The 24887-nt window shown below is 59.0% G+C and carries 20 protein-coding genes and 2 pseudogenes; 9 read left to right on the top strand and 13 right to left on the bottom strand.

What is annotated here, in order from left to right; all coding sequences use genetic code 11:
- Positions 1-90 precede the first annotated feature (90 nt).
- The 3 genes and pseudogenes from WM40_RS04670 (at position 91) to fahA (ending at position 4112) form a co-directional block, all read left to right on the top strand.
- Positions 91-1530 carry an MFS transporter gene (locus WM40_RS04670; protein ID WP_046152272.1) on the top strand — a complete coding sequence of 480 codons (1440 nt, stop codon included), beginning with the start codon at positions 91-93 and terminating at the stop codon, positions 1528-1530.
- Positions 1531-1549: 19 nt separating this feature from the next.
- Positions 1550-2842: a homogentisate 1,2-dioxygenase gene (gene hmgA / locus WM40_RS04665; protein WP_024903563.1), complete on the top strand. Its 1293-nt coding sequence runs from the start codon at positions 1550-1552 to the stop codon at positions 2840-2842.
- Positions 2839-4112 (top strand): annotated as a pseudogene (gene fahA, locus WM40_RS04660) (fumarylacetoacetase). The gene hmgA and the pseudogene fahA overlap by 4 nt, the downstream one beginning before the upstream one ends.
- A gap of 79 nt (positions 4113-4191) precedes the next feature.
- Here fahA and WM40_RS04655 read toward each other — a convergent pair.
- A complete protein-coding gene (locus tag WM40_RS04655) occupies positions 4192-5097 on the bottom strand; it encodes a LysR family transcriptional regulator (protein WP_024903561.1) in 906 nt (301 codons plus the stop codon).
- A 435-nt stretch (positions 5098-5532) separates the two neighbouring features.
- On the opposite strand from WM40_RS04655, the gene WM40_RS27675 reads away from it, so the two are divergent.
- Positions 5533-6726 carry an acyltransferase family protein gene (locus WM40_RS27675; protein WP_024903560.1) on the top strand — a complete coding sequence of 398 codons (1194 nt, stop codon included), beginning with the start codon at positions 5533-5535 and terminating at the stop codon, positions 6724-6726.
- 406 nt (positions 6727-7132) lie between these two features.
- Positions 7133-8008, top strand: a complete 876-nt coding sequence (locus WM40_RS04645; protein ID WP_024903559.1) for a lipid A biosynthesis lauroyl acyltransferase — start codon at positions 7133-7135, stop codon at positions 8006-8008.
- 36 nt (positions 8009-8044) lie between these two features.
- Here the strand turns inward: WM40_RS04645 and WM40_RS04640 are convergent, their stop codons facing one another.
- The 10 genes and pseudogenes from WM40_RS04640 to WM40_RS04595 all read right to left on the bottom strand — a co-directional run bounded on the left by WM40_RS04640 (position 8045) and on the right by WM40_RS04595 (position 17389).
- Positions 8045-8995, bottom strand: coding sequence for an NAD-dependent epimerase/dehydratase family protein (locus WM40_RS04640; RefSeq protein WP_046152271.1), 951 nt, complete (start codon positions 8993-8995; stop codon positions 8045-8047).
- Entirely contained in the window at positions 8992-9996 is a 1005-nt protein-coding gene (locus tag WM40_RS04635) for a fumarylacetoacetate hydrolase family protein (RefSeq protein ID WP_024903557.1), read from the bottom strand. The genes WM40_RS04640 and WM40_RS04635 overlap by 4 nt, the downstream gene beginning before the upstream one ends.
- Positions 9993-10589 (bottom strand): cupin domain-containing protein, encoded by a 597-nt coding sequence (locus tag WM40_RS04630; RefSeq protein WP_046152270.1) that lies wholly within the window; start codon positions 10587-10589, stop codon positions 9993-9995. Before WM40_RS04630 ends, WM40_RS04635 begins: the two co-directional genes overlap by 4 nt.
- The gene (locus WM40_RS04625; RefSeq protein ID WP_046152269.1) at positions 10586-11389 is read right to left on the bottom strand and encodes a cyclase family protein; all 804 of its coding nucleotides are present in this window, start codon (positions 11387-11389) and stop codon (positions 10586-10588) included. The genes WM40_RS04630 and WM40_RS04625 overlap by 4 nt, the downstream gene beginning before the upstream one ends.
- On the bottom strand, positions 11386-12591 hold the full coding sequence (locus tag WM40_RS04620) for an MFS transporter (RefSeq protein WP_082102430.1): 1206 nt from the start codon (positions 12589-12591) through the stop codon (positions 11386-11388). The genes WM40_RS04625 and WM40_RS04620 overlap by 4 nt, the downstream gene beginning before the upstream one ends.
- Positions 12592-12624: 33 nt before the next feature.
- Positions 12625-13752 (bottom strand): annotated as a pseudogene (locus WM40_RS04615) (FAD-dependent oxidoreductase).
- A 129-nt stretch (positions 13753-13881) separates the two neighbouring features.
- A complete protein-coding gene (locus WM40_RS04610) occupies positions 13882-14283 on the bottom strand; it encodes a Rieske (2Fe-2S) protein (RefSeq protein ID WP_024903552.1) in 402 nt (133 codons plus the stop codon).
- A 13-nt stretch (positions 14284-14296) separates the two neighbouring features.
- The gene (locus WM40_RS04605; RefSeq protein WP_024903551.1) at positions 14297-15241 is read right to left on the bottom strand and encodes a VOC family protein; all 945 of its coding nucleotides are present in this window, start codon (positions 15239-15241) and stop codon (positions 14297-14299) included.
- Positions 15242-15272: 31 nt separating this feature from the next.
- The gene (locus tag WM40_RS04600; protein WP_024903550.1) at positions 15273-16433 is read right to left on the bottom strand and encodes an alpha/beta hydrolase family protein; all 1161 of its coding nucleotides are present in this window, start codon (positions 16431-16433) and stop codon (positions 15273-15275) included.
- A 20-nt stretch (positions 16434-16453) separates the two neighbouring features.
- Positions 16454-17389 carry a SphA family protein gene (locus WM40_RS04595; RefSeq protein WP_082102429.1) on the bottom strand — a complete coding sequence of 312 codons (936 nt, stop codon included), beginning with the start codon at positions 17387-17389 and terminating at the stop codon, positions 16454-16456.
- Between the two features lie 305 nt (positions 17390-17694).
- Here WM40_RS04595 and WM40_RS04590 point away from each other — a divergent pair, with 305 nt between their 5' ends.
- The 4 genes from WM40_RS04590 (at position 17695) to WM40_RS04575 (ending at position 21751) form a co-directional block, all read left to right on the top strand.
- Positions 17695-18618: a LysR family transcriptional regulator gene (locus WM40_RS04590; RefSeq protein WP_046152267.1), complete on the top strand. Its 924-nt coding sequence runs from the start codon at positions 17695-17697 to the stop codon at positions 18616-18618.
- Positions 18618-19583, top strand: a complete 966-nt coding sequence (locus WM40_RS04585) for a LysR family transcriptional regulator (protein ID WP_081764932.1) — start codon at positions 18618-18620, stop codon at positions 19581-19583. The genes WM40_RS04590 and WM40_RS04585 overlap by 1 nt, the downstream gene beginning before the upstream one ends.
- Before the next feature lie 103 nt (positions 19584-19686).
- A complete protein-coding gene (locus tag WM40_RS04580) occupies positions 19687-20697 on the top strand; it encodes an ornithine cyclodeaminase family protein (protein ID WP_024903546.1) in 1011 nt (336 codons plus the stop codon).
- A gap of 34 nt (positions 20698-20731) precedes the next feature.
- On the top strand, positions 20732-21751 hold the full coding sequence (locus WM40_RS04575; protein WP_024903545.1) for a dihydrodipicolinate synthase family protein: 1020 nt from the start codon (positions 20732-20734) through the stop codon (positions 21749-21751).
- Positions 21752-21848: 97 nt separating this feature from the next.
- Here WM40_RS04575 and WM40_RS04570 read toward each other — a convergent pair whose 3' ends face one another.
- Positions 21849-23639: a glycosyltransferase family 39 protein gene (locus WM40_RS04570; protein ID WP_157685706.1), complete on the bottom strand. Its 1791-nt coding sequence runs from the start codon at positions 23637-23639 to the stop codon at positions 21849-21851.
- The gene (locus tag WM40_RS04565) at positions 23617-24633 is read right to left on the bottom strand and encodes a glycosyltransferase family 2 protein (RefSeq protein ID WP_052738166.1); all 1017 of its coding nucleotides are present in this window, start codon (positions 24631-24633) and stop codon (positions 23617-23619) included. The genes WM40_RS04570 and WM40_RS04565 overlap by 23 nt, the downstream gene beginning before the upstream one ends.
- Between the last annotated feature and the right edge of the window lie 254 nt (positions 24634-24887).

Here is a 24887-nt window from a genome sequence, read left to right as displayed (position 1 = left end):
CCGGAATCACGATTGGCCCGCCATTACGACCGACGGAAAAAAACACTCATAAAACCCGTCATTCCGTAGCTGTGTTCAGGAGACAAACATATGCAGCCTACCGTTACGGCGGATTCGCACCCGCTTGCTCCGACGCATGTCAATGTCGGGCCTACACCCGGCGCTGAGATCTCAGCCCGAATGGATCGATTGCCAATCACACGGCATCTCTGCGTACTTGTTTTCTTGATCTCGCTAGGTGGCTTCTTTGAGGTCTACGACCTTATTTTCACGGCCTATATTGCCCCGGGAATGGCGAAAAGCGGGTTGCTGCAAACAACGACCCACGCCTTCTTTGGCCTTAGTGGTATCGCCGGGTTCATCGCTGCAACTTTCGCGGGCCTCTTTGTTGGCACATTTGGATTCGGCTGGATACCGGATCGTTACGGTCGTCGCCCGATTTTCACGATCTCCTTGCTTTGGTATTCGATAGGGTCGGTGATCATGGCCTTTCAGACAACACCTGAAGGCGTGATTCTCTGGCGTTTTATCACTGGAATTGGCGTAGGTGTCGAAATCATCACAATCGATAGCTACGTTACCGAACTGGTCCCGCGGCATATGCGTGGGCGTGCAATGGCCTTCAACCAACTCGTCATGTTTGCCGCCGCTCCCGTCGCAGCGATTCTTTCTTACTGGCTTGTGCCGACGACAGTATTCGGCGTCGATGGCTGGCGTGTGGTCGTGCTCGCAGGGGCTGCAGGTGCGGTAATCGTCTGGCTCGTTCGCCTTGCGCTTCCCGAAAGCCCCCGATGGCTTGCAATGCATGGCGATGTGGCGAAAGGCGAGGCCGTGCTCCGAAAGATCGAAGCCATTGTTGAACGTCGATCGGGCAAACCACTGCCGGCGCCTTTGCCGATTATCGATCTGCCTGTTCAGCGCCGCGCATCGATTGCCGAACTTTGGCAGCCGCCTTATCGCTCGCGTTTAACCATGCTCATCGTCTTCAACTTTTGTCAGGCCACCGGATACTACGGATTTGCGAATTGGGTTCCGACACTTCTCATCGGTCAGGGAATCACGGTGACAAAGAGTCTGCTTTACTCGTTCGTCATCGCCTTTGCGATGCCAATTGGGCCGTTACTTGCCATGCTATACGCTGACAAGATCCAGCGTAAGTATCTGATCGTTGGTGGGGCACTGGCGGTCATCGTGTTCGGTATCCTGTTCGGACAAGTAAAATCCGCCTCTGTTCTCATCATTCTCGGTATCCTGATTAGTCTCGCGGGACAAACCATCTCAGTGTGTTACCACGCCTACCAGTCGGAACTGTTTCCTACCGCCGTGCGTTGCAGGGCGAACGGCATCGCCTACTCTGCGAGCCGCCTTGGCGCGATGATGTCTGGATTTATTATCGCGTTTCTTTTAAGAGATTTTGGTGTGCCGGGCGTATTTACTGGAATTACCGCCTGCATGCTTACGGTGGTCATGGCGATTGGCGTGTTTGGTCCAAAGACGAATGGGTTAAGTCTCGAAGAGCTGAATAAATGATGTGCGTGTGGAGATTCGCATGACCGAATATCTATCTGGGTTTGGAAACACCTTCTCGTCCGAAGCGTTGGCAGGCGCGTTACCGGTCGGGCGTAACTCGCCGCAGCGATGCCCATATGGACTGTATGCCGAGCAACTTTCGGGTACGGCATTCACGGCGCCTCGCGCAGAGAATCGGCGATCCTGGCTTTACCGGATTCGCCCGTCTGCCATGCATGAGCCGTTCGAGAAAATCGCCGCGCCTCGCATCATCAGTTCGTTTGACGAGGTTCCGGTTTCGCCGAATCAGCTTCGATGGAATGCACTTCCTGCGCCCGCAACCGAAACCGACTTTATCGATGGGATTGTGACCATGGCTGGACACGGGAGCCCGCGGTCACAGAGTGGTGCGGCGGTGCATCTTTACGCCGCCAATCAGTCGATGTGGGATCGTGTGTTTTATAACGCTGATGGCGAGATGCTCGTGGTGCCGCAAGAGGGGGTGCATCGCTTCGTTACGGAGTTTGGAATCATCGAGGCGACCCCGCAGGAAATCGTCGTGATACCGCGGGGGGTACGTTTCCGGCTCGAGCTTCCTGAAGGCCCGGTGCGTGGCTATATTTGTGAAAATTACGGTGCCAATTTGCGTTTGCCGGATCTGGGCCCGATTGGATCAAATGGTCTGGCGAATCCGCGAGATTTTCTCACGCCGGTTGCTGCTTTCGAGGACAAGGATACACCTCATCAACTTATCGCAAAGTTCATGGGGGGCATGTGGTGCGCGCAAATGAAGCATTCACCGCTTGATGTCGCCGCGTGGCACGGCAACTACGCGCCATATAAATACGATCTTCGGCGATTCAATGCGATTGGTTCGATCAGCTTCGATCATCCTGACCCATCCATTTTCTTGGTTTTGCATAGCGCGTCGGATACGCCCGGCGTCAGCAACATTGACTTCGTGATATTTCCGCCCCGCGTACTCGCAATGCAAGACACCTTTCGGCCACCGTGGTTCCACCGTAACGTCGCCAGTGAGTTCATGGGCCTTGTTCATGGGGCCTATGACGGAAAAACCGGTGGTTTCGCGCCCGGAGGGGCGAGCCTGCATAACAGCATGACCGGTCACGGGCCGGACGCAGGTACATTCGAGAGGGCCAGCCGCGCCGACCTCTCCAAACCAGACATCATCACGGACACCATGGCCTTCATGTTCGAGAGCCGTCTCGTATGGCATCCAACCAGGTACGCCATGGAGAGTGCGCAATTACAGCGGGATTATTTCCAGTGCTGGCAAGGACTAAACAAATATTTTGAGGCGGACCGGTCATGACTACGGTGGCGATCGATTTTACCCACGACCCCGAGTTGAAAAGTTGGGTAGAAAGTGCAAACAGCCCGGATACGGACTTTCCGATACAGAATTTACCTTTTGGTCGCTTTAGAAGCACGTCGACCGCGCCATGGCGCGTTGGCGTGGCCATCGGAGACCAGATTCTCGATCTTGCATACAAGGCTCCGGATGCCGATATGAAGCGGGTGATGAGCCTGCCTTCGCATGCGCGCACCGCGTTGCGACAGGAACTGTCTCGCGACCTCGCTTATGGCGGTCCGCGAGCGGCTGAGCTGAAAGCGGCGTTGGTGCCTCAGGCCGAAGTCGAGGTTGGCTTGCCGTGTGAAATCCGCGACTACACCGATTTTTATACCAGCATTCATCACGCTACGACAGTTGGAAAGATGTTTCGGCCGGATAGTCCCTTAATGCCGAATTACAAGTGGGTGCCGATTGCGTATCACGGTCGCGCGTCATCGATTTCAGCGAGTGGTCATTCATTCCATCGACCTGTTGGGCAATCGATCACGATGGGGAGCACAATTCCCGAGATTGGTCCGACGAAGAAGCTTGATTACGAACTCGAACTGGGGTTTTTCATTTCGCTTGGCAATGAGGTCGGTACGCGCATTTCGATGGAAATGGCTGAAGAGCATATTTTCGGTGTCGCGCTTTTCAATGATTGGAGCGCGCGCGATATTCAGGCGTGGGAATACCAGCCATTGGGGCCTTTTCTCTCAAAAAGTTTCGCGAGTACGATATCGCCCTGGATTGTCTCGCTCGATGCCCTCGCGCCGTTTCGGGCGCCGCAAGTGCGTCCTTCAGATGATCCGCAACCGCTTCCTTACCTCGATTCAGAAAAGAACAAAAGATGGGAGCGATCGATATTGAACTGGAAGTCTGGATTCAGACATCGGTGATGGCCAAGTCGGGTCAGCCTGCTGAGCTTCTCACGCGGTCGAACGCCACCGATGCGTACTGGACCGTCGCCCAACTTGTGTCGCATCACACGATTAACGGCTGCAATCTGTCCACTGGCGATCTCTTGGGATCGGGCACGCTTTCCGGAAAAGCGACGTCCCAGGCTGGCTCACTCCTGGAACTTACCATGAACGGCAGCCGCCCGGTTGTCCTGGGTAACGGAGAGCAGCGCGCATGGCTTGAGGATGGTGACACGGTGATTTTTCGAGCGCAATGCCGGCGCGACGGGTATCGTCGCATCGGACTTGGAGAGTGTCGCGCCACCGTATTGTCCGCGGTTCCGCTCTAGTCAGGCACTTTTACGGAAATGCATGGCTTTGCGTTTTCACTGGGCCGGTCAAAGGCGTTCATTGATATAGCCGGCTCGCCTATGCTTTTTCAGCACGCCTTGTTAAGTGCTCGACCAACGCTTTCGCCGGAGCTTGTAGAAAGTTGAACTGCTTGAAGCACACGACAAAGTTGCGCTTCGTCCATGTGTCGGTGAGGGGAATGATCTTCACTTTGAACACGGACTGGTATGTTGTCGCGACTTCAACAGGGATAACGCTGATTCCAAGTCCAGAGGCAACCACACGGAATGCCGCGTCGAAATTCGAAACAATCACGCGGTACGACAATGTCTTTCCCGCGCTCGCCGCTGCGCGCCGAAGCATGGTGTGGACAGCGGTCGACGGTAACAAGCCGACATGCTCGTAGTCCAAGGTCTGGCTGAAGCTGAGCTTTTTCTGGTTGGCCAAAGGGTGTGCCGGATGTACAGCAAGCGCTAATTTGTCACTTCGATACGGCCTATGTTCGAGGCCTTGCAGGTCGACGTTGTCCCAGCAAACCCCGACGCTTGCCGTTCCCTCCCGCAGTTGTCGGACCAAGTCGGTGGACAAACGCTCTTCAATATCCACGCGGATGTTCTTGTTGGCGGATTCGCCCATGAACGAGGCGATGTCATCCAGGAGGGTCTCCGCGATTGCGGAGACCGAAGCACATACGCTTACCCGTCCACGCAGGCCGTCTCCAAAAACCGCCACGTCGCTTCCTATCCTTTCCAGCGTGAAAAGCACATTGCGCCCATGCTCCACAAGTGCCACGCCTGCAGGCGTGGGTTCGACGCCGCGACGTGAACGTGCCAACAAAGGCACCCCGAGGTCCGCCTCAAGATGAGCAATACGTTTGCTAATCGCCGACGGCTCGATGTGCTCCTCTTCGGCTGCTCGTTTGATGTTGCCGTGGTCGCATACAGCAACAAACAGCCGTAGGGTCTTCAAATCTATATCGCGCACGTCCCGCTCCCCAGAGTTTCCATCCTGGAACAGTAGTGGCTTTAAATTACCACTTTTGCGTTCCATTGGAATGTCTGAAGTTAGCATAAAATGCCACTTATAAAGAACCGGTGTTACTACGTAGAGGCCTGAATCGGCAAAAACTGCGTATTCGACACGCATCTTTTTGATACCACCCTCCATAAGCTGGCCTGTCAGCGAGTACGCTCATCCTTTGGTAACCTAAAACAAGCGTTTCGCGCTTTTGCCCGCATCCACGCCTGGGTAACCCGCCAGCACCTTTATTACCAGAAGCGTATTTTTGAGAAACGTCGTAATACGACCGAATATGCTGCGTCGTCGAGACGTGCTAGCCGGTTATTTAGTATTTCAAGATATCCCGGCGTCTGATTTTGGGAGCCCTGGCCGACGCTGTTCACGTAATGCCCTGAAGAGGTGAAAAATGAAGCGCAACGGGGAACATTGTTGAATGCCGCGCTTGGCGAAAATCGTGCGACATGGGCCGGTGTACACATCGACGCGATGCGTGGCGCCGCGGCCTTGATCGTCGTTATCGGGCATGCGCGTAGCTTGTTTTTTGTCAGCATGACAGGAAATACCGAAACGGGGCAACTGACGATTGGCGATGAAGCCGTCATGGTCTTTTTTGTCCTGAGTGGCTATCTCGTCGGTGGTAGCGTGCTGAGAGATATGAAGGCTCGTACGTGGAATTGGCTTGACTATCTCGTCAAGCGATTGGTTCGGTTGTTGATCGTACTGATTCCCGCGGTCTTCATCGGTATAGTCATCGATAACATCGGCTTCCGGTTCTTGGCGCATGGCGGCAGCATTTACACAGCACCCGTCGGGCAAGTCTATGTACTGCCTGTCCTCTTCAGCCAGATTCAAAGCGTCCCGATCATCCTGGGCAATATCGTTTTCCTGCAGACTATTTTGGTACCAACCGTAGGGACGAACGCGACGCTCTGGAGCTTGTCTAACGAGTTCTGGTATTACGTCTTATTTCCGCTGGGAATGCTCGTTCTCCGATATGAACGCAATATTCTTCTGCGCGTCGCCTACGGGACAGGCGCCGCGTTGATCATCTGGATGATAGGCCTGCACGCGTCCGTCTTGTTTCTCACATGGCTACTTGGCGCAACGCTTTCGATCGTGCCGCGACGCATTCCTGCTCGATGTGCGAATGGTGCCGTGATCATTGCCACCGCTGCGTTTTGCATGGTCTTCGTCTGCGCAAAAAAATTCGATCTACCGCTTTATGTCGCGGAATTGATGATTGCGGTGCTGGTGAGCGCGTTGGTCTATACGATCATCTGTCAAACCACGCCAACCACGCCTTCTCTTTACGGGACGGCCGCCCGTTGGTCTTCGAATATTTCGTACACGCTCTACCTCACGCATTTGCCTTTTCTGATTTTGCTTTGCGCGCTCGTCAGCACGCCGTGGGTGCTTGCACCCGTGTCGATGGCGTCATTCGCCAAATTTGGTGTCGGCATCGTTGGCGCGCTGGTGTGGGCAGCGGCGCTATATTACGTATTTGAGTCGCGTACGAACGGTACGCGGACCGTCATCAGTGCCTTGATTCGCACGCGCGCCCGTGCCGTGAAGCAGCCCATCTCAAGGGATTGAGTAACACGCTTGGCGCTTTCCCCTCTCCCATCGCTGTTTTGGCAACATGCCAGCGGCTTGCCCACGCTTTCGCATCCAGGCGAAATAAGACAGCTTTAGCCGCTTTTAATGCCGGACTAAGGTAATAGTCTGCATCATCGCGACGTTCCATTTCGGAATGGTATTTCTGACCGAATACGTAACACGAAAATATGTGCTAATGCGACACCTGCTCGTGCTAACGTGTGTTCTCTAGAATCTCAAGAATATACATGGTAGCCTTCGCCCGGTCCGTGGCGCCGTACCTCTGATCGCATCGCTATCACTGCGGTCATCACCCAGTCCGATCTTCCACCCGAAAAAAAACCGATCCACGGCGACTTCCGTGGAGTTAATTGTGCGAGCAAGCATTTAGCTGGAAGCATCTATGAAAAGTCTGGGGTATTGGCTGACGGTAGGTCTGCTGCGTGTCCTCGCCGTCCTGCCCTATGAGGTGGTTGCCCGTGCCGGAAGCGCATTGGGCGGCCTGCTGTATCGCATTCCGAGCCGACGCAAGGATATTGTTCTCACCAATCTGCGTCTGTGTTTTCCACTCAAGACGGAACCCGAACGGGAGACCTTGGCGCTGGCGCATTTCCGGCACGTGGTGCGCAGCTTTCTGGAGCGCGGATTCCAGTGGTTTGGCAGCGCTCGCAAGATCAATCGTCTGGTTGAGATGGACAGCCGCATCGACCTCGACGCACCCCACGCCCAACCCACGATTTTCATGGGTTTTCATTTTGTCGCGATCGAAGTAGGGTGCATGCTGTATTCATCCAGGCAGCCTGTGGCTGCGTTGTACACCCGGATGTCCAATGCACGTGTGTGCGCAATGGCGAAACGCCAGCGTGGTCGCTTTGGCGCGGCCATGATCGAGCGCAGCACCAGTGCAAAGCAGGTGGTGAAGCTGCTGCGAACAGGAACGCCGATCATGCTGGCGGCCGACATGGATCACGGCCCGACGGGTTCGGTGTTCGCGCCCTTGTTCGACGTGCCGGCCTGCACGCTGACGTCGGTATCGCGACTCGCACGGCTTGCCGGCGCACGCGTCGTGCCCTTTGTGACGGAAGTCCTCCCAGACTACCGAGGATACCGCTTGACGGTCTTCGAGCCGCTTCAAAATTATCCAACGAACGACGAAGCGGTCGACGCCCGGACAATGAATGCGTTTCTCGAAACGCAGATTGTGCGCTTTCCCGAACAGTACTATTGGGTTCATCGGCGCTTCAAGAGCCGTCCTCCCGGCATGCCCGGGGTCTATTGATTGCGTGTCGTGTGACGCCAGATGCGCAGGCGTGGTTCAAGCGTCTGCTAAGGCACGCGTGATCAACGCATCGATCGTGCCATCATCCAGGAAGCCAGCCGCTACGGCGCGACGGTCGATCATCGGCGGCTGGCGGCCGAATTGCCGCTCGATCGCTTCGTCAGGGGCATAGACTATCGGTGCCGTACCGCATTGCCGCGCCAACGCATCGACAACGGCTTGCACCGTCAGGCGGAGCACGGGAGGTGTCCACACGCGTTGAGTGGCCAGGCCCGCGGCCGGCAGGCGTGCCGCCTGCAGCAGGTTATCGATGCAGCACACGCGTGACATCCACCACGGCGTTGCCGACGGAGACACCGGGCAGGTATAAGGGCGCCCGTGCCGTGCGGCATCAAAGATCGCGCTCATGAAGGCCGAGCCGCGCGCCGTCGACAGACCTGGTCGTGCCACGATTCCCGGTAAGCGGAGCGAACGGGCGTCGAGCTTACCGCGACGTGTCCAGTCCGCCAGAATCTGTTCACCGATCAGCTTATGCACGCCATAACTGGTCGTTGGTGCCGGACTGGTGTGCTCATCTATTCGAGATGGCATCGGCGCACCGTAGACGGCCACGCTGCTCGCGAAGACCACGCGCGCCACGCGCGAGTAGGTTTGTACCTGTTGCGCGAGCCGTTCGAACAGCGATAGCGTCGCATGCAGATTGACGCGATCGCCCAGGGGCCGGTCGGCTTCGGCAAGCGCGCCGGGTACGCTTGCCAGATGAAAGACAATATCGACAGGCTCCGATAGCAACGCATCCAGCGTATGCGCCATGCCGAAATCGCCTGCGATGAAAGTAAGGCGCCTATCCGTGGGGAGAATGTCGGCGTTCTGATCGACCAGCAAAAGCTGGGTCACATCCCCGGCGCGGGAAACGCCTTCCTTCAATAGGCGCTGGACCAGCATGCCGCCGACGAAACCACAGGCGCCGGTTATCAATACTCTCATCCTCTTACCTGATCCTGGTTGGCGACCGATGCTTGCACGACACGCTGATCGATGACGCCGAAGGGCGTTCCGCCGTTCTCGTCGCGCGCGACCATTCTCACGCGATCACCGAAGCGCATGAAATCCGTCCGTGCCAGTCCTTCATCGACGATCTCGATGACGCGACGCTCGGCGATGCAAGCGGACCCCGCCGCGCGATCGACATTCGAGACCGTCCCCGAACCGATGATCGTTCCGACGGACAACCGGCGTGTGCGTGCCGCGTGCGCAATGAGGTCACCAAAATGGAAGTTCATTTCGCCGCCGTTCGGTTGTCCAAACCATCGACCGTTCCATTCCACGTGCAATGGCAGATGTACCCGTCCACCGCGCCAGGCGTGGCCTAACTCATCAGGCGTGATCGCGACGGGCGCGAAACTCGTGGAGGGCTTGGCCTGCAGAAAACCGAAGCCGGTTTTCATCTCTCGTGGCCCCAATCCGCGCAGGCTCCAGTCGTTGATCTGTACCAGCAGGCGAATATGGGCGGTCGCGCTATTTGTCGATACGCCCATCGGCACGGGACCGACGATCACACCGAACTCGCCTTCGAAGTCGATGCCGTCGCGCTCGTCGGGTAAGGGCACGTCGTCGGTCGGGCCCAGAAAATCGTCGCTCGCGCCTTGGTACATCACCGGCACCGTATCGAAATCGGGAATGGGCGGTGTGTTGAATGCCCGTTCCATCAAACGACCATGATTGAGAAACGCGGAAGCGTCACACCACTGGGGGCTGCGAGGTAACGGGGCGGCGCATGTGCTCTGATCGAATGGGCGGGCATCGGGGGCGCGACCCTCATTCAGCGCGTCGTACAGTGCTTGTAATCGCGGGGCGATGTCGGACCAGTGTTCCAACGCGTCCAGCATCGTTTCGGCGATTGCTGTTGCCTTCACGGCATGACGAAGATCGCGTGACACGACCACCAACAGACCATCGCGCTCATGGCGTAGCGAGGCAAGTTTCATTTTCTTTCCTTCTCCAACCGCAAATCGAGCGATGCGGCAATCGCGCTATCGTAGGTTCCATCCACCAGCACGAATAACATCCGGCACACCCGGTTCGAACGATTGGCCCATGCGTGATTCGTGCCACGCTGGATCACGACGCTTCCGGGTTTGAGCGCCACCTCACCCTCGTCTAGAACCAGCGTCAATTCGCCGTCGATCACGACGCCATAGTCGACCGACTCCGTGCGATGCATCAACGGATGCGGTGAATTTCCCCGAACCGTCGATACCGTCGCATCTCCCGTCTGGCTGAACGCGGCATGCATCTTCGCCGCGCCGTGCGCGAGAAACTCCGGCGTATCCGGGGGAATATCGACAACGCGTAATCGCGTGCCCTGTTTGGGCGGGGGCAGCATCAGCGGTCCGGCGGCTGGGTCCGGCCCGTTGTCAACGCAAACGGGCGTCCCTGTCGTCGACCAGACTTCATGGAATACCGTGCCGGGTATGGCCGTGATGTTGAAAACGCTATGCAATGGCCCCTCGGAGGCGATGACGGCGCGACCTTGTGCGTCATGACCCGTGACAACGCGGTGGATCGGCGGCAAGCTCATGGCGTCACCTCGTCGAATATCGCCACGGCGCGCGTCCAGCCGGCCGACGCGCCGCGGATCTTGTGCGGAAAACAGCTTATCGTGAACCCATGCGGCGGCAACGCTTCCAGGTTGTACAGTTTTTCGAGATGACAATAACCGATATCGCGTCCCGCTTTATGGCCTTCCCAGATGAGAGAGACATCACCCGTCTCGGCGATCTTCTTCGCGGTGTATGAAAAAGGCGCGTCCCAGCTCCAGGCGTCGGTGCCGGTGAGGCGGACGCCGCGTTCCAGTAGATACATTGTTGCTTCGTAGCCTATTCCACAACCGGCATTCAGGTAGTCGCGCTGTCCGTAACGTGATCCGGCGCGTGTGTTCACCACGACGATATCGAGCGGTTCGAGTTCGTGGCCGATTCTTGCCAGTTCTTTCTCGACGTCGGCGGCGGTTGCGACATAGCCGTCCGGAAAGTCTCGGAAGTCGAGCTTCACGCCGCGCTGAAAGCACCACTCGAGAGGAACCTCATCGATGGTGATGGACGGCTTTGCTTCACCGAGTTGGGCATCCATCGTTGAATGGAAGTGCCAGGGCGCATCGAGGTGCGTGCCGTTATGCGTGGTCAACGTGACCCACTCGGCCGCGGCGGCCTCACCGTCTGGAAAATCTTCGACTTTCGTGCCCGGTAGCATCGCCATGAATTCGTGGACCGTGTCGGCATGCTTCTGGTAGGTGATCTTCGGCGCGAGCGGCGGCGGGTCCGAGAACACGTCATTTTCGAGATAAATGGAGAGGTCGATAAAGCGACGATTCGGCTTCATTCGGAAGCTCCTGCGATGCGTGCTCGGGATGCCAGCGGTGAGAAGGCGAGGATTGCGATGGTGGCCATTACCACTGCCGCGGCGCCAAGACTGCCATAGCCGAATTGCTTGACGAGCGTGCCGCCAAGAATGGGGCCGATGGCGGAACCCGTCATCAGCATCGCGGGGGTGGCCGCAACCGCGCGGCCCGTTCTGTCAAGACGCGCGAGCATGCCGAACGCGAAGGTGTGCGTGAAGATCATGATCGCCGCGAAGACGGAAGCCGAGGCCGCGTATGGCACAAAGGCGCTACTCTGCGTGATGACCAACGCGACGACGGCTTGTGCCAGTACGCCGCACTGCGCCACGCGTACACCCGGCAAGCGCGATTCGAGTAAGGCCGCGAGCGGTGCGGGTAGCAGGTTGACGAAACCCAAAGCGATGAGTACGCCCCCCACGGCGGCGTAGCCGAAGCCGCGATCAATGCCGATGCGTTGCAGAAAGGCGAATACCATGGCTTGCGTGAGTCCCATGCAGGCAACGCCGAGCATGCCGAACCAGACGGCACGATCGAGGCGCGACTCCTTCCTTGTTGCATTCGCATCGGGTGAGCGGGTAGCGGGAAACCCGAGCGCGGACACGAGCGCGGCAACCACCATCACGAAGGCAAACACTTCGAAAAGCGTTCTGCCGCCATGTGCCGCGATTAATCCGGGCGTGATGCCGAGGAATACGATGGCAAAGCATCCCAGCGACAAACCGGCGAAGGCGAACAATCGGTGCGGGTTCGCGCTGCGCCCGATCGTGCCATGCGTGACACACAGGCTCGCGCCAACAGACAGCCCAGCCACCAGATGCACGGCGGCCAACAATATATAGCGATCGATCGACACCGCCGTGATGAATGCCACGGCCGCGACGGCGAAACCGGCCGGTACGATCAAGCGCGCCGGCAAGCGGTTCAGGCGCGGTGACAGCAGCACACTGCTCGCCACCGCACCTGCCAGAAACAGCGTGGCCAGCGAGCCGGCTTGCTGCGGATCGAGGTGGTAATTGCCAATCAGCGTGCCGACCCACACCGGCAACGCGACCAGATCCACCATGCCGGCGCAATGCGCGACGAGCAGCGCCAGCACGCCGAGCCCGCTGTATCGACGGGCAGGTTGAACGCCGGTTTGCAAGGCCGGCGTTTGCGTAGCGTGCGTTGTGATGTTCTGTATCATTTGTTCGCTCTCCGTCGTGTCAGTCGGGCGCTATCAAATTGGTTGCGTCAAGCTCGTCAGCGTCTCGCGCATGATCTGGGCATGTTCTACCTTGTCGCCGTCGCAGATCTCGATTTCGCCAAGGCGACCGGAGTTTTCCACGACAATGCGGCAGCGCTCCCAACGGCGTGACTGGAACGCAAGCTAGGCCGTCGCCAGCGTCGCACCGCGGCCGAGTTCCTCGGCGAGCACGATGCCATCCTCGATGCCGATACCCGCCCCGGCAGCCATATGAGGCGTTGTTGCATGCACCGCATCGCCAACGAGTACCACACGCCCGGCGAACCACGGTTGTGGCACGAGCAAGCGTTCCAGCGGCCGGTAAATGACGGTGGAATGCGGGCCGATCTGATCACGAACGGACTGCACCATCGGTGCGCTGAAAGGCGCAAGCAGGTCGCGCAGCATCTGTGGCATGCGATCGGGATCGAGGCGCGCGTTTGTTGGACGATCCTCGGTGATGAACACATACATCTCGTCTTGTGAAACAGGGTTCACCCCAGCCTTGACCTTGTGCCCCATCCACATTGTCACGCGTGTGATCTCGGTGGGGCGGGGCACGACCGCGCGCCAGATGCCCTGGCCGGTATAGCGCGGATGCGGCGCGTCCGGGAACACGGCTTGCCGGACTTTAGAATAAAGGCCGTCCGCACCGATCACCAGGTCATAGGTGGCCTTCGTACCGTCAGTGAGCGTCACGTCAACGCCTTCGTCGTGTTGAACGATCTCCGTGAACGTACAGCCAAGGCGCACATGTACGCCGACAGCGCGCGTTGCCGTGGCGAGGATGTCGGCCAATATCGGCCGCATGATCGCGCCGCCGCCAGGGATATCGGGCCCGGCGACGCGGGGCGTTGGCAGTTGCCCCAATGGCATGCCGCTCGATGTGAAAAGGTCAACGCCGTCGTCGCAGTAACCACGCGCAATGACCGCGTCGATGACACCGATAGTCTTTAGCGCGCGTAGCGTCGGACCGCCGATGCTGATGCCCGCGCCATAAGCGCGCCACGCATGGTCTATCTCGACAAGATCGACTTTCAGCCCTTGTTTTACGCATTGAATCGCAGTGGCCATGCCGGAAAAGCCGCCCCCGATGATGAGCACATGCCGAACGGTCGCCATGTTGGTGTCTCCTGTTTTGTTCTTGCGTCCGCGCATGTCGGATGCATGCGGACACGTGTTTTTTGTTTTCGAATCGGTGCAGGGCTTGTTTCCAACCGGACAACCCGCCGCCGCGCCTCCTTGCTCGCGCTACCCTTCGCCTTCGGCCGTGCTTTCGTCGCGCTGTGATACCGCGCCTGTCGGCATGAAGACGCCCACGTCGCCGTGCGCCGTCACTGCCGTGTCAAGCCGGGTCAACCGTTGTCCAAGGCAGGGGCCCACCAGGCATTCGCCCGTTGCGATATCGAACTGCGCCCCGTGCGCGAAACAGACGATACGGGTGCCATCACTATTCAGATACGCGTCCTTGCGCCAGGCCATCGGCGTGTTGCCGTAATGGGGACACGCATCCAGGTACGCAAATACCTTGTCGCCGCGACGAACGACCAGCACGGTGTCGTGGCCCGCGCCCGCGGGATCGAAACCGCGCGCCTCGGGGTCGTCGAGGTCATCGAAACGAACGAGATGGATCGGTAACGCGGCAACGGGCATGGCGTCGTCTCCTTTACTCGGGGCGCTTTGTCGGCGGTCCGCCCGGCACCCATTTTTCGTGATGCTGGAACAGGAACAACTGCGAGCCGTCGGCGCTCATCGGCGCCGCGCGCGCGGTCCATTCATCGTCGTGAAGGTCCATGTCCGCGTCATACTCCACGTGACAACCCAGCGGGCTATTGAAGTACCAGAACCAGTTCGACCCGAATCTGTGACGCCCTGGCCCCCAGAATGATTGATACCCCTTCTCCACAAAGCGCGTGCCGGCTTGCAAGACGGCGGTCGGGCCACCCATGTGGAAAGTGAAGTGCTCGCAGCCCTTCATGAACGGAGGCGTTTGAATCATGAACAGCGTGTGATGATCGAGCGTGCCGGCCGGGCGCAGAAATGGCCCAACCCCGGTGAAGCGGTCCGAGCAACGAAAGCCCAGGCGTTCCACATAGAACGCTTCGGCCTTGTCTGCATCGGGCACGAAATAGACGACGTGCGAAAGCGTGCGAGGCGTGAGATCCGCGTTGTCGTTCACCGCAACCACGTTGGTCGGCCGTTGCGCGGGCGCGCCCGGCGCGTTGATGGCTTCCGCGGGCAACGCGAGAGGTTTTCTGGTTGTAATCTGGAAGCCGAGGGCGAACCCCATGTCGTCGACCGATTCAATCGATCCGTCCGCGAGTTGCTTGACTTCGCGGTCGCGTCGCAGCTCTTCCGCGATAGCCTGCAGCGTTGCGGCGTCCGCCACGCCGTAGGTTGTCTTGCGCAGCATGCTTCCGGTGCCGAGCGCGGGAGGCAATGTCGGATCATCCGCTCGCCGGATCTCGACCGCGGTGCCGTCGAGCGCTTCAAACCGGCCGCCCGTTTCATCGGCACGAATAGGCAGCAGGCCATAATGAAGAAGATATGCGTTGCAGTTCGCCACGTCGTCCACGCCGAAGACAAGCGAATCGGGGCCGATGATATTCATGATCATTATTCTCAAAATAAAAAGAAGGGAGTCAGACAGCGGTATGCCCGCCTAAGGTTTCAGCCACCCAGTCGGCGATGTACTGTCCGGCGTTGATCGAATTGTCGAAGCTGGAGTGTTGGACGCCGCCCTCCCGATCGGTGAAGATTTTCAATTCACGCTTCGGGCTGTTCACAAGCTGTTCGTACGTGCGATGCGCCCACGCAACCGGGATCTGTGAATCCTTCTCGCCGTGTGTTACGAGAAACGGCACCTTGATGCGGTCGAGCACGCCGTCCAGATGCACGTCTTGTGCGATCTCCATGAACGTGTCGATGTCTTTCGCGCCCCACACCCAGCACACATGGTTCCAGTAGTGCGGCACCGGTAAGCTGCCTTCGCGTTGCAGGCGTTTCTTCTGTACGTCGCGCCAGTCGTGATTCGCGCCCCATACAACACCGCAGGCGAAGCGCGGCTCGAACGCCACGGCGCGCGGACAGTAGTAGCCACCGAGAGAAACGCCTTCCATGCCGATGCGTCTGTGATCGATGTCCTCGCGCGTCTCGAGCCAGTCCACGATCCGGCTTGCCCAGATCTCGGTGTTGTACACGGCATGCAGACCTTCGAGACGCAATGCCTCGCCGGTGCCGGGCTGATCGACGATCAGCGACGACACGCCGCGCGCCGCCAGCCATCCTGGCAAGCCGACGAGGTATTTCATCTCCTTCGTGGAGTCGAGTCCGTTCACTTGCAGGAGCAAGGGGCTGCGCGCGCTCGCGCCCCTGGCTTTGACCAGCAGGCCTGAAAGGTGGCTGTCGCCATACGGAATGGTGACGTGCTCGCAGTTTTCGCCGAGCAGCTTGACCCCCATCGAGAAGGTATCGAGCGCGCGGCGGTATAGGTCGACGCGTGCCGGTGCGTCGTGCGCCTGTAACCGCTCGCAGGTGATCAGATAGATCGCGGCGCGCTTGTACTTTTCACCTGCTGACAGGAACCTGCCGCGTGCTTCGTCTTCGGTGGCGAGATCGCACAGGCGATCGGCCATGCTTGACCAGACTTGCCTGAATGCACGTGTTCCTTCGGCATCGGGCTGCTTCGCGGCCTCCTGCAGTGGCGCGCACATCACTTCGATTTCGCCAATGCGCGCCCCCATCTCGATCGCGAGATCGACGGAGAGGTTCCAGACGTAGTTCGTGGGAAAGTAGCGAAACATGTCAGTCCTTCATGATCAGGTTAGTGGCCCGTATTGGGGATTGGTGGCTTTGCCCACAACGGGATCGCGAGGTTTAGCCAGATCGCGTTGCTCTTCGATGTATTGGCTGCATAGATGCCCTGCTGATAGTTCAGATTGATGTTGAAGGGGCCGGCGTTGTACACGATGGACGGGCCGAGGGCGAGCGACTTTGCGCGATTGCCGACGACCACCGAGCCGTTCTGCCGGTCGTCCGTGAACTGGTTCAGGTACGCGCCAACCATGCCGATCTTCCATTTGCCGAAGTTCCATCCGGCCTCGAATTCGCCGACGTACGCCGTGCCGGAACGGTAAGCCGTTTCGCTGTTTTCACGGTTGAACATCACGCGGTTGGAAACACCGAGGTCAATCCCGTTCGGCACGTTGTAGCGCAGCGAAATCACCGGTTGTAGCGAGGTATAGCCCACTGCCACGCTCGCTTTCGACGGGCTGTACGAACCGTTCTCGAACGCAATGTCAAAGCCGCTGGTGAATGTCAGATTCCGTGCAAGGTGCCAGCTCAGCACGACGGGAGAGAGCGTGATATTGGACAGCCCGTTTTGCGTACCGCGTTGGCCCGCAACATTCGTGTGCAGCGAGACGACCGGCAAGACCAACTGCGTGTATACATTCGCGCCTAGTAACGTAAAGGGATAGGGCGCGAGCAAACGCGTGGTCGCTGAAAATGTCGACGAGTGAAAACGGAACGGTAATTTTTCGCCGTTATTACCGTAAAGCCCATTGGAGAAGCTGTAATTGAATTGTTCCAGGGCGAACAGTCCGGGTATGGGCGGCATTTCCGCGATGTTCGTGCCTACCGCGCCGGCCGGATAAGGGGAAACCCCGCCTTCGAGCGCATACGCGTGCTTCGACGCCAGCGTGGCAAACAGCATGCATCCTATGGAAGCAGCGATCGCCCCAAGATATCCTTTACGCATTTTTGTCTCCTCATCGCCAGCGCCGCACGGGCGAGTCGACTTGTCTCTTATCGTTTATTGAATGCGATGAAACGCATGTATGTCCCCGGCCGACCCCACGTCTCAACCGGTCCCGATGCAGGGTGTGAATTCAATGTTGTCGGGATGGGGATTAGATTAAGATGCGCTGATATAACACTCAAATGGATTGCATCCATTCGGTGTATGGGTCGCCTGAATGCTTTTGGGAGAAACCCTAACGCCGATCGATGCCGGAACGTATCGGCGTTAAAACAGGCAGCAAACAATAAACGGAGACAAGGCACATGCGCTTCAGCAAGCTCGATCTGAATCTGCTCGTGGCGCTCGACGCTTTGCTGACCGAAGGAAGTATCAGCCGGGCCGCGGAAAAAATTCACCTGAGCCAGTCCGCGATGAGTAACGCGCTGGCCCGACTGCGCGAATACTTCGACGATGACTTGCTCGTCCAGGTCGGGCGCAAGATGGAACCCACCTCACGTGCCGAAGGGCTGAAGGACCCGGTGCGCGATATTCTGCTTCGGGTTGATGCGACCGTGGCCGCGCAGCCGCAGTTCGTGCCGTCGCAGTCGAACCGGCTATTCGGATTGCTGGTATCGGACTACACGATGATGACGCTGATGCCGCACGTGCTGAAGCGCGCCTATCGGGAAGCGCCCGGGGTGAGCTTCGACTTACGGCCTCAGGTCTCGAACCCGCAACGTGTGCTTGAGCGAGGCGAAGCTGACCTGCAGATCATTCCCAAGGATTTCTGTTCGACGGAACATCCGTCCGAGAGACTGCTGGAGGAAACGTTCTGTTGTGTGTTGTGGGAGCAAAGCAACTTCGCAACCGGCGATATGACAAGCGACCGCTATCTGCGCGCGGGCCACGTGGTCGTGCATCCCGGTGGCGGTGGCATCGCGCTCGAAGACGCGTTCATGAGGCGTCTCGGCGTGTCCAGACGGGTCGAGGCGAGTACGTTCAGTTTTCTGTCCGCCGCGCATCTCGTAGTCGGGACGCACCGCATCGCGACAATGCATTCCCGGCTCGCAAGGGAAGCGGCGCGCGCCTTGCCGATTGCGATCAGGGACATGCCGATGGTGATGCCGAAGATGGAGCAGTGCATGCAATGGCACAAACATCGCACGTCGGACCAGGGCATTGCGTGGCTGCGCATGCTGATAAGGGAGTCGGTGCTCGCCATGGATGGCATGCTGGACGCGGTATGATGAAGACGGTTGCGAGCAGGGCGGCAGGCGGGCACACGAAGGTCGATGTCCATCAAGCGGCCGACACGTTATCCATTCTCGATCCGCGATGGCAAGTCTTCGCGCGCGTGGCGAACCTGGGCAGTCTCAGCAAAACCGCCATCGCGCTCGACATGCCGCAATCGCTTGTCAGCCGGGACATCGCGCTGCTCGAACAGCAGTGTGGCGAGCGGCTCTTTCGACGCACGGGCCGCGGCGTCGTTCTCACCGAATTCGGCCAATACGTGTTGCCGCGCGTCGTGCATCTTGCTGAACACGCAGACGCGCTGGCAGATGATATTCGCAGCGCGCGTGGGCAGCCTAAGGGTGAAGTGCTGGTCGGTTTGTTGCCGTCCGCGGTAGACCAGCTGGCCGGCCCGTTATTCGCGTCGGTAAAAAAGCAATTGCCGGACGTCAGACTGCATCTGGTGGAAGGCGCAAGCGCCCAGCTCGAAGAGCAACTCCACGAGGGCCGTCTCGACATGGCGGTGGTCTTGCGCGACGACGCGGCGAGCGTCAAGGACGCTCATGTCCTTGCCACGGTGCCCCTCAATCTCGTGGGGCTGCGCGAAGATACGTTGGTCGCAGGGAAGGAGATTCCGCTCGCCCGACTTTCTGGTATACCCCTGGTCGTCCCGGGCCGCCCCCATCCCTTGCGCGGGCGTCTTGATCGCCTCGCCGTCGAACACGCGCTGGCACTGGAAGTGACTGTCGAGGTGGACTCGGTGCGATTACAGTATGAGATTGTCGCCGCGGGCGGAGGCTATGCGATCGCCTCGGTCATGCCAGGCAGGCTTGATGCACGTTTGGCCGCATCACGCATCGTCCAGCCCGGGCTCGAACGCTTCGTGGTACTGGTGGATACGCCGCGTCGTCCCCATACCCGCGCCACGCGGATGGTTCGGTGCCTGATCGAAAAGCTCGAGGTATTTGCGCCGATGCGCTGATCCGGTTATCGACAAAATGCATAACTGCTTTCGATGCTGAGCAGTACACGAATGCGCACGGGCTCCCTATAGTGGGTTGGTCATTTACGCCAACGCCCACACCATGTCCGATACGCGGCCGAGCGAGGCCCTTCCCCCCACGCTTTTTCTAAGCGACGCCGACGTTGCATCGCTCGTCGACTGGTTTCCCGCGGTGTCCGCGCTCGCAAAGGCGTATGCCGGACAGATATCCGACGCGATGGTCCCACCGCGTTCGATGGCGCGCGGCGATGGTATCTGGTTGCGCGGTCTGACCGCGATATCGCCTGCTGGTGGTCACATGGGATCGAAGCTGATTGCCGCGTCGCCGCGCATAAGACGCGCAAGCTATTTGATCTCGCTTTTCGATCAGCACACGATGGGCCTTGCCGCGTTGATCGACGGTAATCGTGTGACGGGACTGCGTACCGCGGCCACCGCCGCGCTGGCGATCGACCGGCTGGCGCCCCGCCGGCCGCTGCGTGTAGGGGTGATCGGTTCGGGCTTCGAGGCGCGTGGCGCGCTCGATTGCCTCGCCGCGACGCGCCTGCTGCAGGGTGTGTTGGTCTTCAGTCCCAATCCATCGAGCCGTGAACGTTTTGCGCGCAGTTTCGCCGGCAGCATCGACGTGTGCCCTGTCGACACCCCCGCACGTGCCGTAAGCGACGCCGACGTCGTCATCTGCGCCGCTCGCAGTCGCGACGAGTCGCCGGTTCTGCAGGGCGCGTGGCTTGCTGCAGGGGCAACCGTGGTATCGCTCGGCTCGACCCTGCCCGAGCAGCGGGAGGTGGACGAAGAAACCATGGCCCGGGCCGTGTGCGTGGTGGCCGACATGCCCGATGAAGTCGCGCACGATACCGGTGACGGCATCGCGGCCATGCGCGCGGGCCTCGCACTTGACGCGAAACTCGTCTCTCTCGCGGCCGTGGTCTCGGGCGAGGTGACGCCGCGACGTTCCCAGGCCGACATCGTGCTCTACAAATCGGTGGGCTCGGCACTGCAGGACGTGGTCATCGCGGAGATGCTGTTCGCACTCGCCAAGGTGAAGGGCTATGGCACGCCGTTACCGGTGAGCATCGTGCCGGTTGCCAAATAATATTGACCTCAATCCGGAATCGGAGAAATGCCTTATGGCTACCTACAAGAAAGCCGACGCTCGCGCATGGGCAAAGGAGCACCTGATTGGTTGCTCGGCCGTTACCATTCCCAGCTACAGTGCGGACCTCAAGCATCTCAATGAACGCGGCATCCGCCACGACATTGAACGGGCGATCACATTCGGTTTCCGTTATACGCTGTTGTGCAGCGAAGTGGCCATTACGCCCCAGGAGAACGCACAGTTCACTGCATGGGCACGCGAGACAGCGGGCAACCGGCTTGGCCTCTTTTTTCATGCGGCATTCGGAACGCTTGCGGAGAACATCGAAGCGGTGAAGCTGGCGGAGAAAGCCGGCGCGGATATCGTGCTGCTGTCATATCCTCCTCAGTTCTGGCCCACGACGGAACAGGAAATCTACGACTATACGAAAACGTTCTGCGACGAGACCGATCTGGCGGTGATGTTATTTCCCATCCCGCTCTGGGGGTTCGAGCGGGTTCATCCCGCAGGCATGCCGGTACACCTGGTCCGTCGCCTTCTCGACGATTGCCCAAATATTGTCGCGATCAAGTCGGAGCAAGGTTTTCCGCTACCAGCGGGGATCTGCGAGATGTACCACCACTTTCGCGAGCAGGTCGTGATCAGTTGTCCGATCGAAGGGGATGCGATTCCACTGATGAGCGTGATGAAACTCCAGTTCTCCGGCACCAGTAACACCGCATGGATGAGCGACTACTATCCGAAGGCGTTCGAACTGGCGCGCCATGGCCAGTGGGAAGAGGCCATGGCGATGTACTGGCGCGTTAATCCCGCGCGCAATGCCAACGGCGGGGCGGCGCAGACCTACGCGGGCGGTACCGGCGTGCTCAACCGCACCATGTGGAAGTATCAGGACTGGCTGGCCGGGTTCAATGGCGGCCCGTTGCGCGCGCCGGCCATGCGTGTGCCCGACCGTTTGATGAAGACATTGCGCCAGGGCCTGATCGCCTCGGCGTTGCCGGTGACGTCTGATCCGGATACGGCATTTAACGTGGGCCGCTTTCCCTGCTGAGCAATAGCGCCACGAAGCACATCGATCGAAGGGCGTGGCACGGTGCGTCGATTCGCGTCCACCCACAAGCCCTTTCCTCGTGGCGCGCTTGCACCGGCTATTTTGCGATGCCGGCCAAGTCGTTCTTGTTCGCATCAAAGCGAAGGATATCGATGCTGCCGAAGTGCCAGGTCTTGACCGGCTGCCCTCGCTCCGCGATCAAGGCTTCGCGCACCAGGTCCGGATGCCCTTTTTCCACCGCGGTTCGACGCGCAAGCCACACGGTTTCGTGCCCCGCCATCATTGCCTTGATACGCGGGATATCCGAGGGAATGACCGCCGGCTCGCCCTTGTTGCTGCTCAAATAGTCGCGCGGCATGTTTAACGCCGGATAGTCAGCCGGAATCTGCACGGCCGGCAGGTTGTCTTGGAAGCGGTGGGTGTAATAGTTGATTCCCACGGCCACCTCGTTCGGATAAATCAGCAGCAAATCATCCTTGCGCACTTGTTGCACCAACGTCTGCTCGATCTTGCGGAGGTCTTCCGTGGGCATCAGGAAATACGCCCGCACGCCAACCAGTGACAGCAACACGACGACCGCGAGAATGGCGTGACGTCGCCAAGCCCGGCCGGGCATCAGTCCGATACCGCAGGCGACCAGCACCATGACTGGCGTTGTCATCCAGGCCATCGTCCGCGTCACGAAGACAGGCTTGAACAGGTACGAGACTACGAACAAAAGCGTCATGGGCAGGAAAAGCGCGATGATCGCGTACACCGTCAAGGTTGCCCACGTACGGCCTTTTTGATATAGCCGCACCACGCCGAAGACCAGCAGCAACAGGACCGGAATCGTGGCTGCGCGCCCGCCTGCCGACAGTGTCAATGGCCAGCTCAGCATTGCCGGTGAAACCTCGGCCCAGAAAGCGGAATGGACCGTGCGCGATTCTTCGAGCAGTATCGGTATGCAGGGTGCCCAGAGGGCCAACGCCAGCAGGAGCGGCTTGATGACCGCCATCAGCAGCGGCAGGCGCCGGCCGGCACCAAAGAAAACGATGACTACGCCCATTGCGAGCCAGTTCGCCATGATGATGACGGGGCTCGTATTGTGCAGCCAGAGTGTGATCCCCGCGCAGCCTCCTAGGCCGAGCCACAGCAGCAGCGTGTTGGCACGCCGCGTCGAGAGCGGAACGGTCGTGGATGGTGCCGACGCGGCAAAAGCGCCGCCTGTGTCGGCGTCGTGGGGCGCCGCCGGATCAAACGCCGTCTGGAAGGCAAACAGACGTTGCAGATACAGGCACGACAGCAGCAGCATTGCCGTGCAGCTCAGACCTTGCAGCGCATAGGGACGCGCTTGTTGCGCGTATTCGAGACTGCCGGCGTTGATCGCGAGCAATGCCCCTGCGATGAGGCCGATATACTCGGCTCGCGGACCCGGCTTGATCCAACGTGGCGCATGCGTGGCAATCGCCACCGTGGCAATGCTGGCAATAACCGATAAGGCACGCATTGCGCCTTCGCTGCTCCCCGTCAGCCCCATCCAGAGTTTCAATGCTGAGTAATAGAAGGGCGGGTGGGTTTCATATTGCGGCATGACTTGCCAGAGATCATGCCAACTCAGGCTCGAAAACCAGAAGCTGTAAGCCTCGTCGGTCCAGAAAGACCGGCTGGTCAGTTCGGGCAATCGCATCGCGACGGCGAGTGCGAGAATGGCCCACGCGGCCTGGATGAATTGTCTGCTTCTTGCGGCTGGCACCGGGCGCGGCGGCGGGGTGCGCCGCGTGCCCGGCGGCATGTGCACTTCGGACGGTGGGTCTATCGATGCCGACATTCGTGCGTCATCCGGATGGGCGGGAAGCGTCGTGACCGACTGCGCGGTACGCGTATCAACCACGTGAGCGTTGTTCATAGCGGCGTTTGACGAGGTAGATTGGCCGGCGTTTCGTTTCGAAGTAAATCCGTCCCACGTACTCGCCCAACACACCAATGCCGATCAATTGCATGCCCCCAAGCATCAGCACGACGGTAAGAATGGACGCATACCCCGGTACTGCCACACCGAATACCAAGGTGCGTAGAATCAGGAAGAACGCATAAAAAAACGCAAAGAAGGCGAAGATCACGCCGAGATAGGTCCACACGCGCAGCGGTAGCGTGCTGAAGCTGGTAAAACCTTCCAACGCGAAATTCCAGAGGCGCCAGCCCGAGAACTTGCTGTCACCGGCCACGCGCGCTTCCCGTGCGTATTCCACCGTTGCGGTGGGGTAGCCTACCCACGCGAACAAGCCTTTCATGAAGCGACGCGTCTCCGGTAACTGCTTCAATGCATCGGCGACGGCCCTGGAGATCAGGCGAAAATCGCCTACATTCTCAGGGATGGGGACATCCGACAGGTGATTGTGAAGACGGTAGAACATCGCCGCCGTCTTCCGTTTCATCATGGAGTCCGAACTCCGGTCCGCGCGTTTGGCCACCACGACGTCGTACCCCTCACGCCATTTTTCGATCAACTTCGGAATCACCGCCGGCGGATCTTGTAAATCCGCGTCGAACGGGACAATGATGTCGCCACGTGCTTCGTCGAGACCGGCCGACAATGCCGATTCCTTGCCGAAGTTGCGGGTCAGGTCGATCACGACGATTTTGCCGTTCGCCATCGCATGCGTTACCAGTTGCTGCAGCGTGGTGTCACGGCTGCCATCGTTGACGCATACGATCTCGAAATCGAATTCGGTCAATGCCTCCAACTGCGGGACAACCGCCGCGAAAAATGCATCGATTACTTCCCCTTCGTTATAGAACGGCACAACCAGCGAAAGCAAAGGCTTGTTGACCGGGTCGATGTCCCGGGGCACGAGAAACTGCTGCGCCACGGCGGATGGCGCAAAAGACGGTGTAGTCATCGCGTAGTCACTAATCTGTTACATCAGAGAGTCGGAGCGGCGAAACGTCGAACGGACGAAGGCGTCGCACAGGTACGCGACAGGCAAGACGAATCTGTAAAGCGGCCCGTATAGATTACACAATTCAGCCGCGCTCGACATGTGCTTCGATCAAAATTCGGCATGCCGAAACATGTTTGCCAAGAAAAGTACCAGGCAACACCGTACGCTACGTTACGTCTTGATACATTCACGATGCGGCGACAATAACGAAT

This window comes from Robbsia andropogonis, from assembly GCF_000970345.1.
GTDB classification, from domain to species: Bacteria; Pseudomonadota; Gammaproteobacteria; order Burkholderiales; family Burkholderiaceae; genus Robbsia; species Robbsia andropogonis.
Note: the sequence above shows the minus strand (reverse complement) of the source record. Positions and strands in the feature narration are given on the sequence as shown.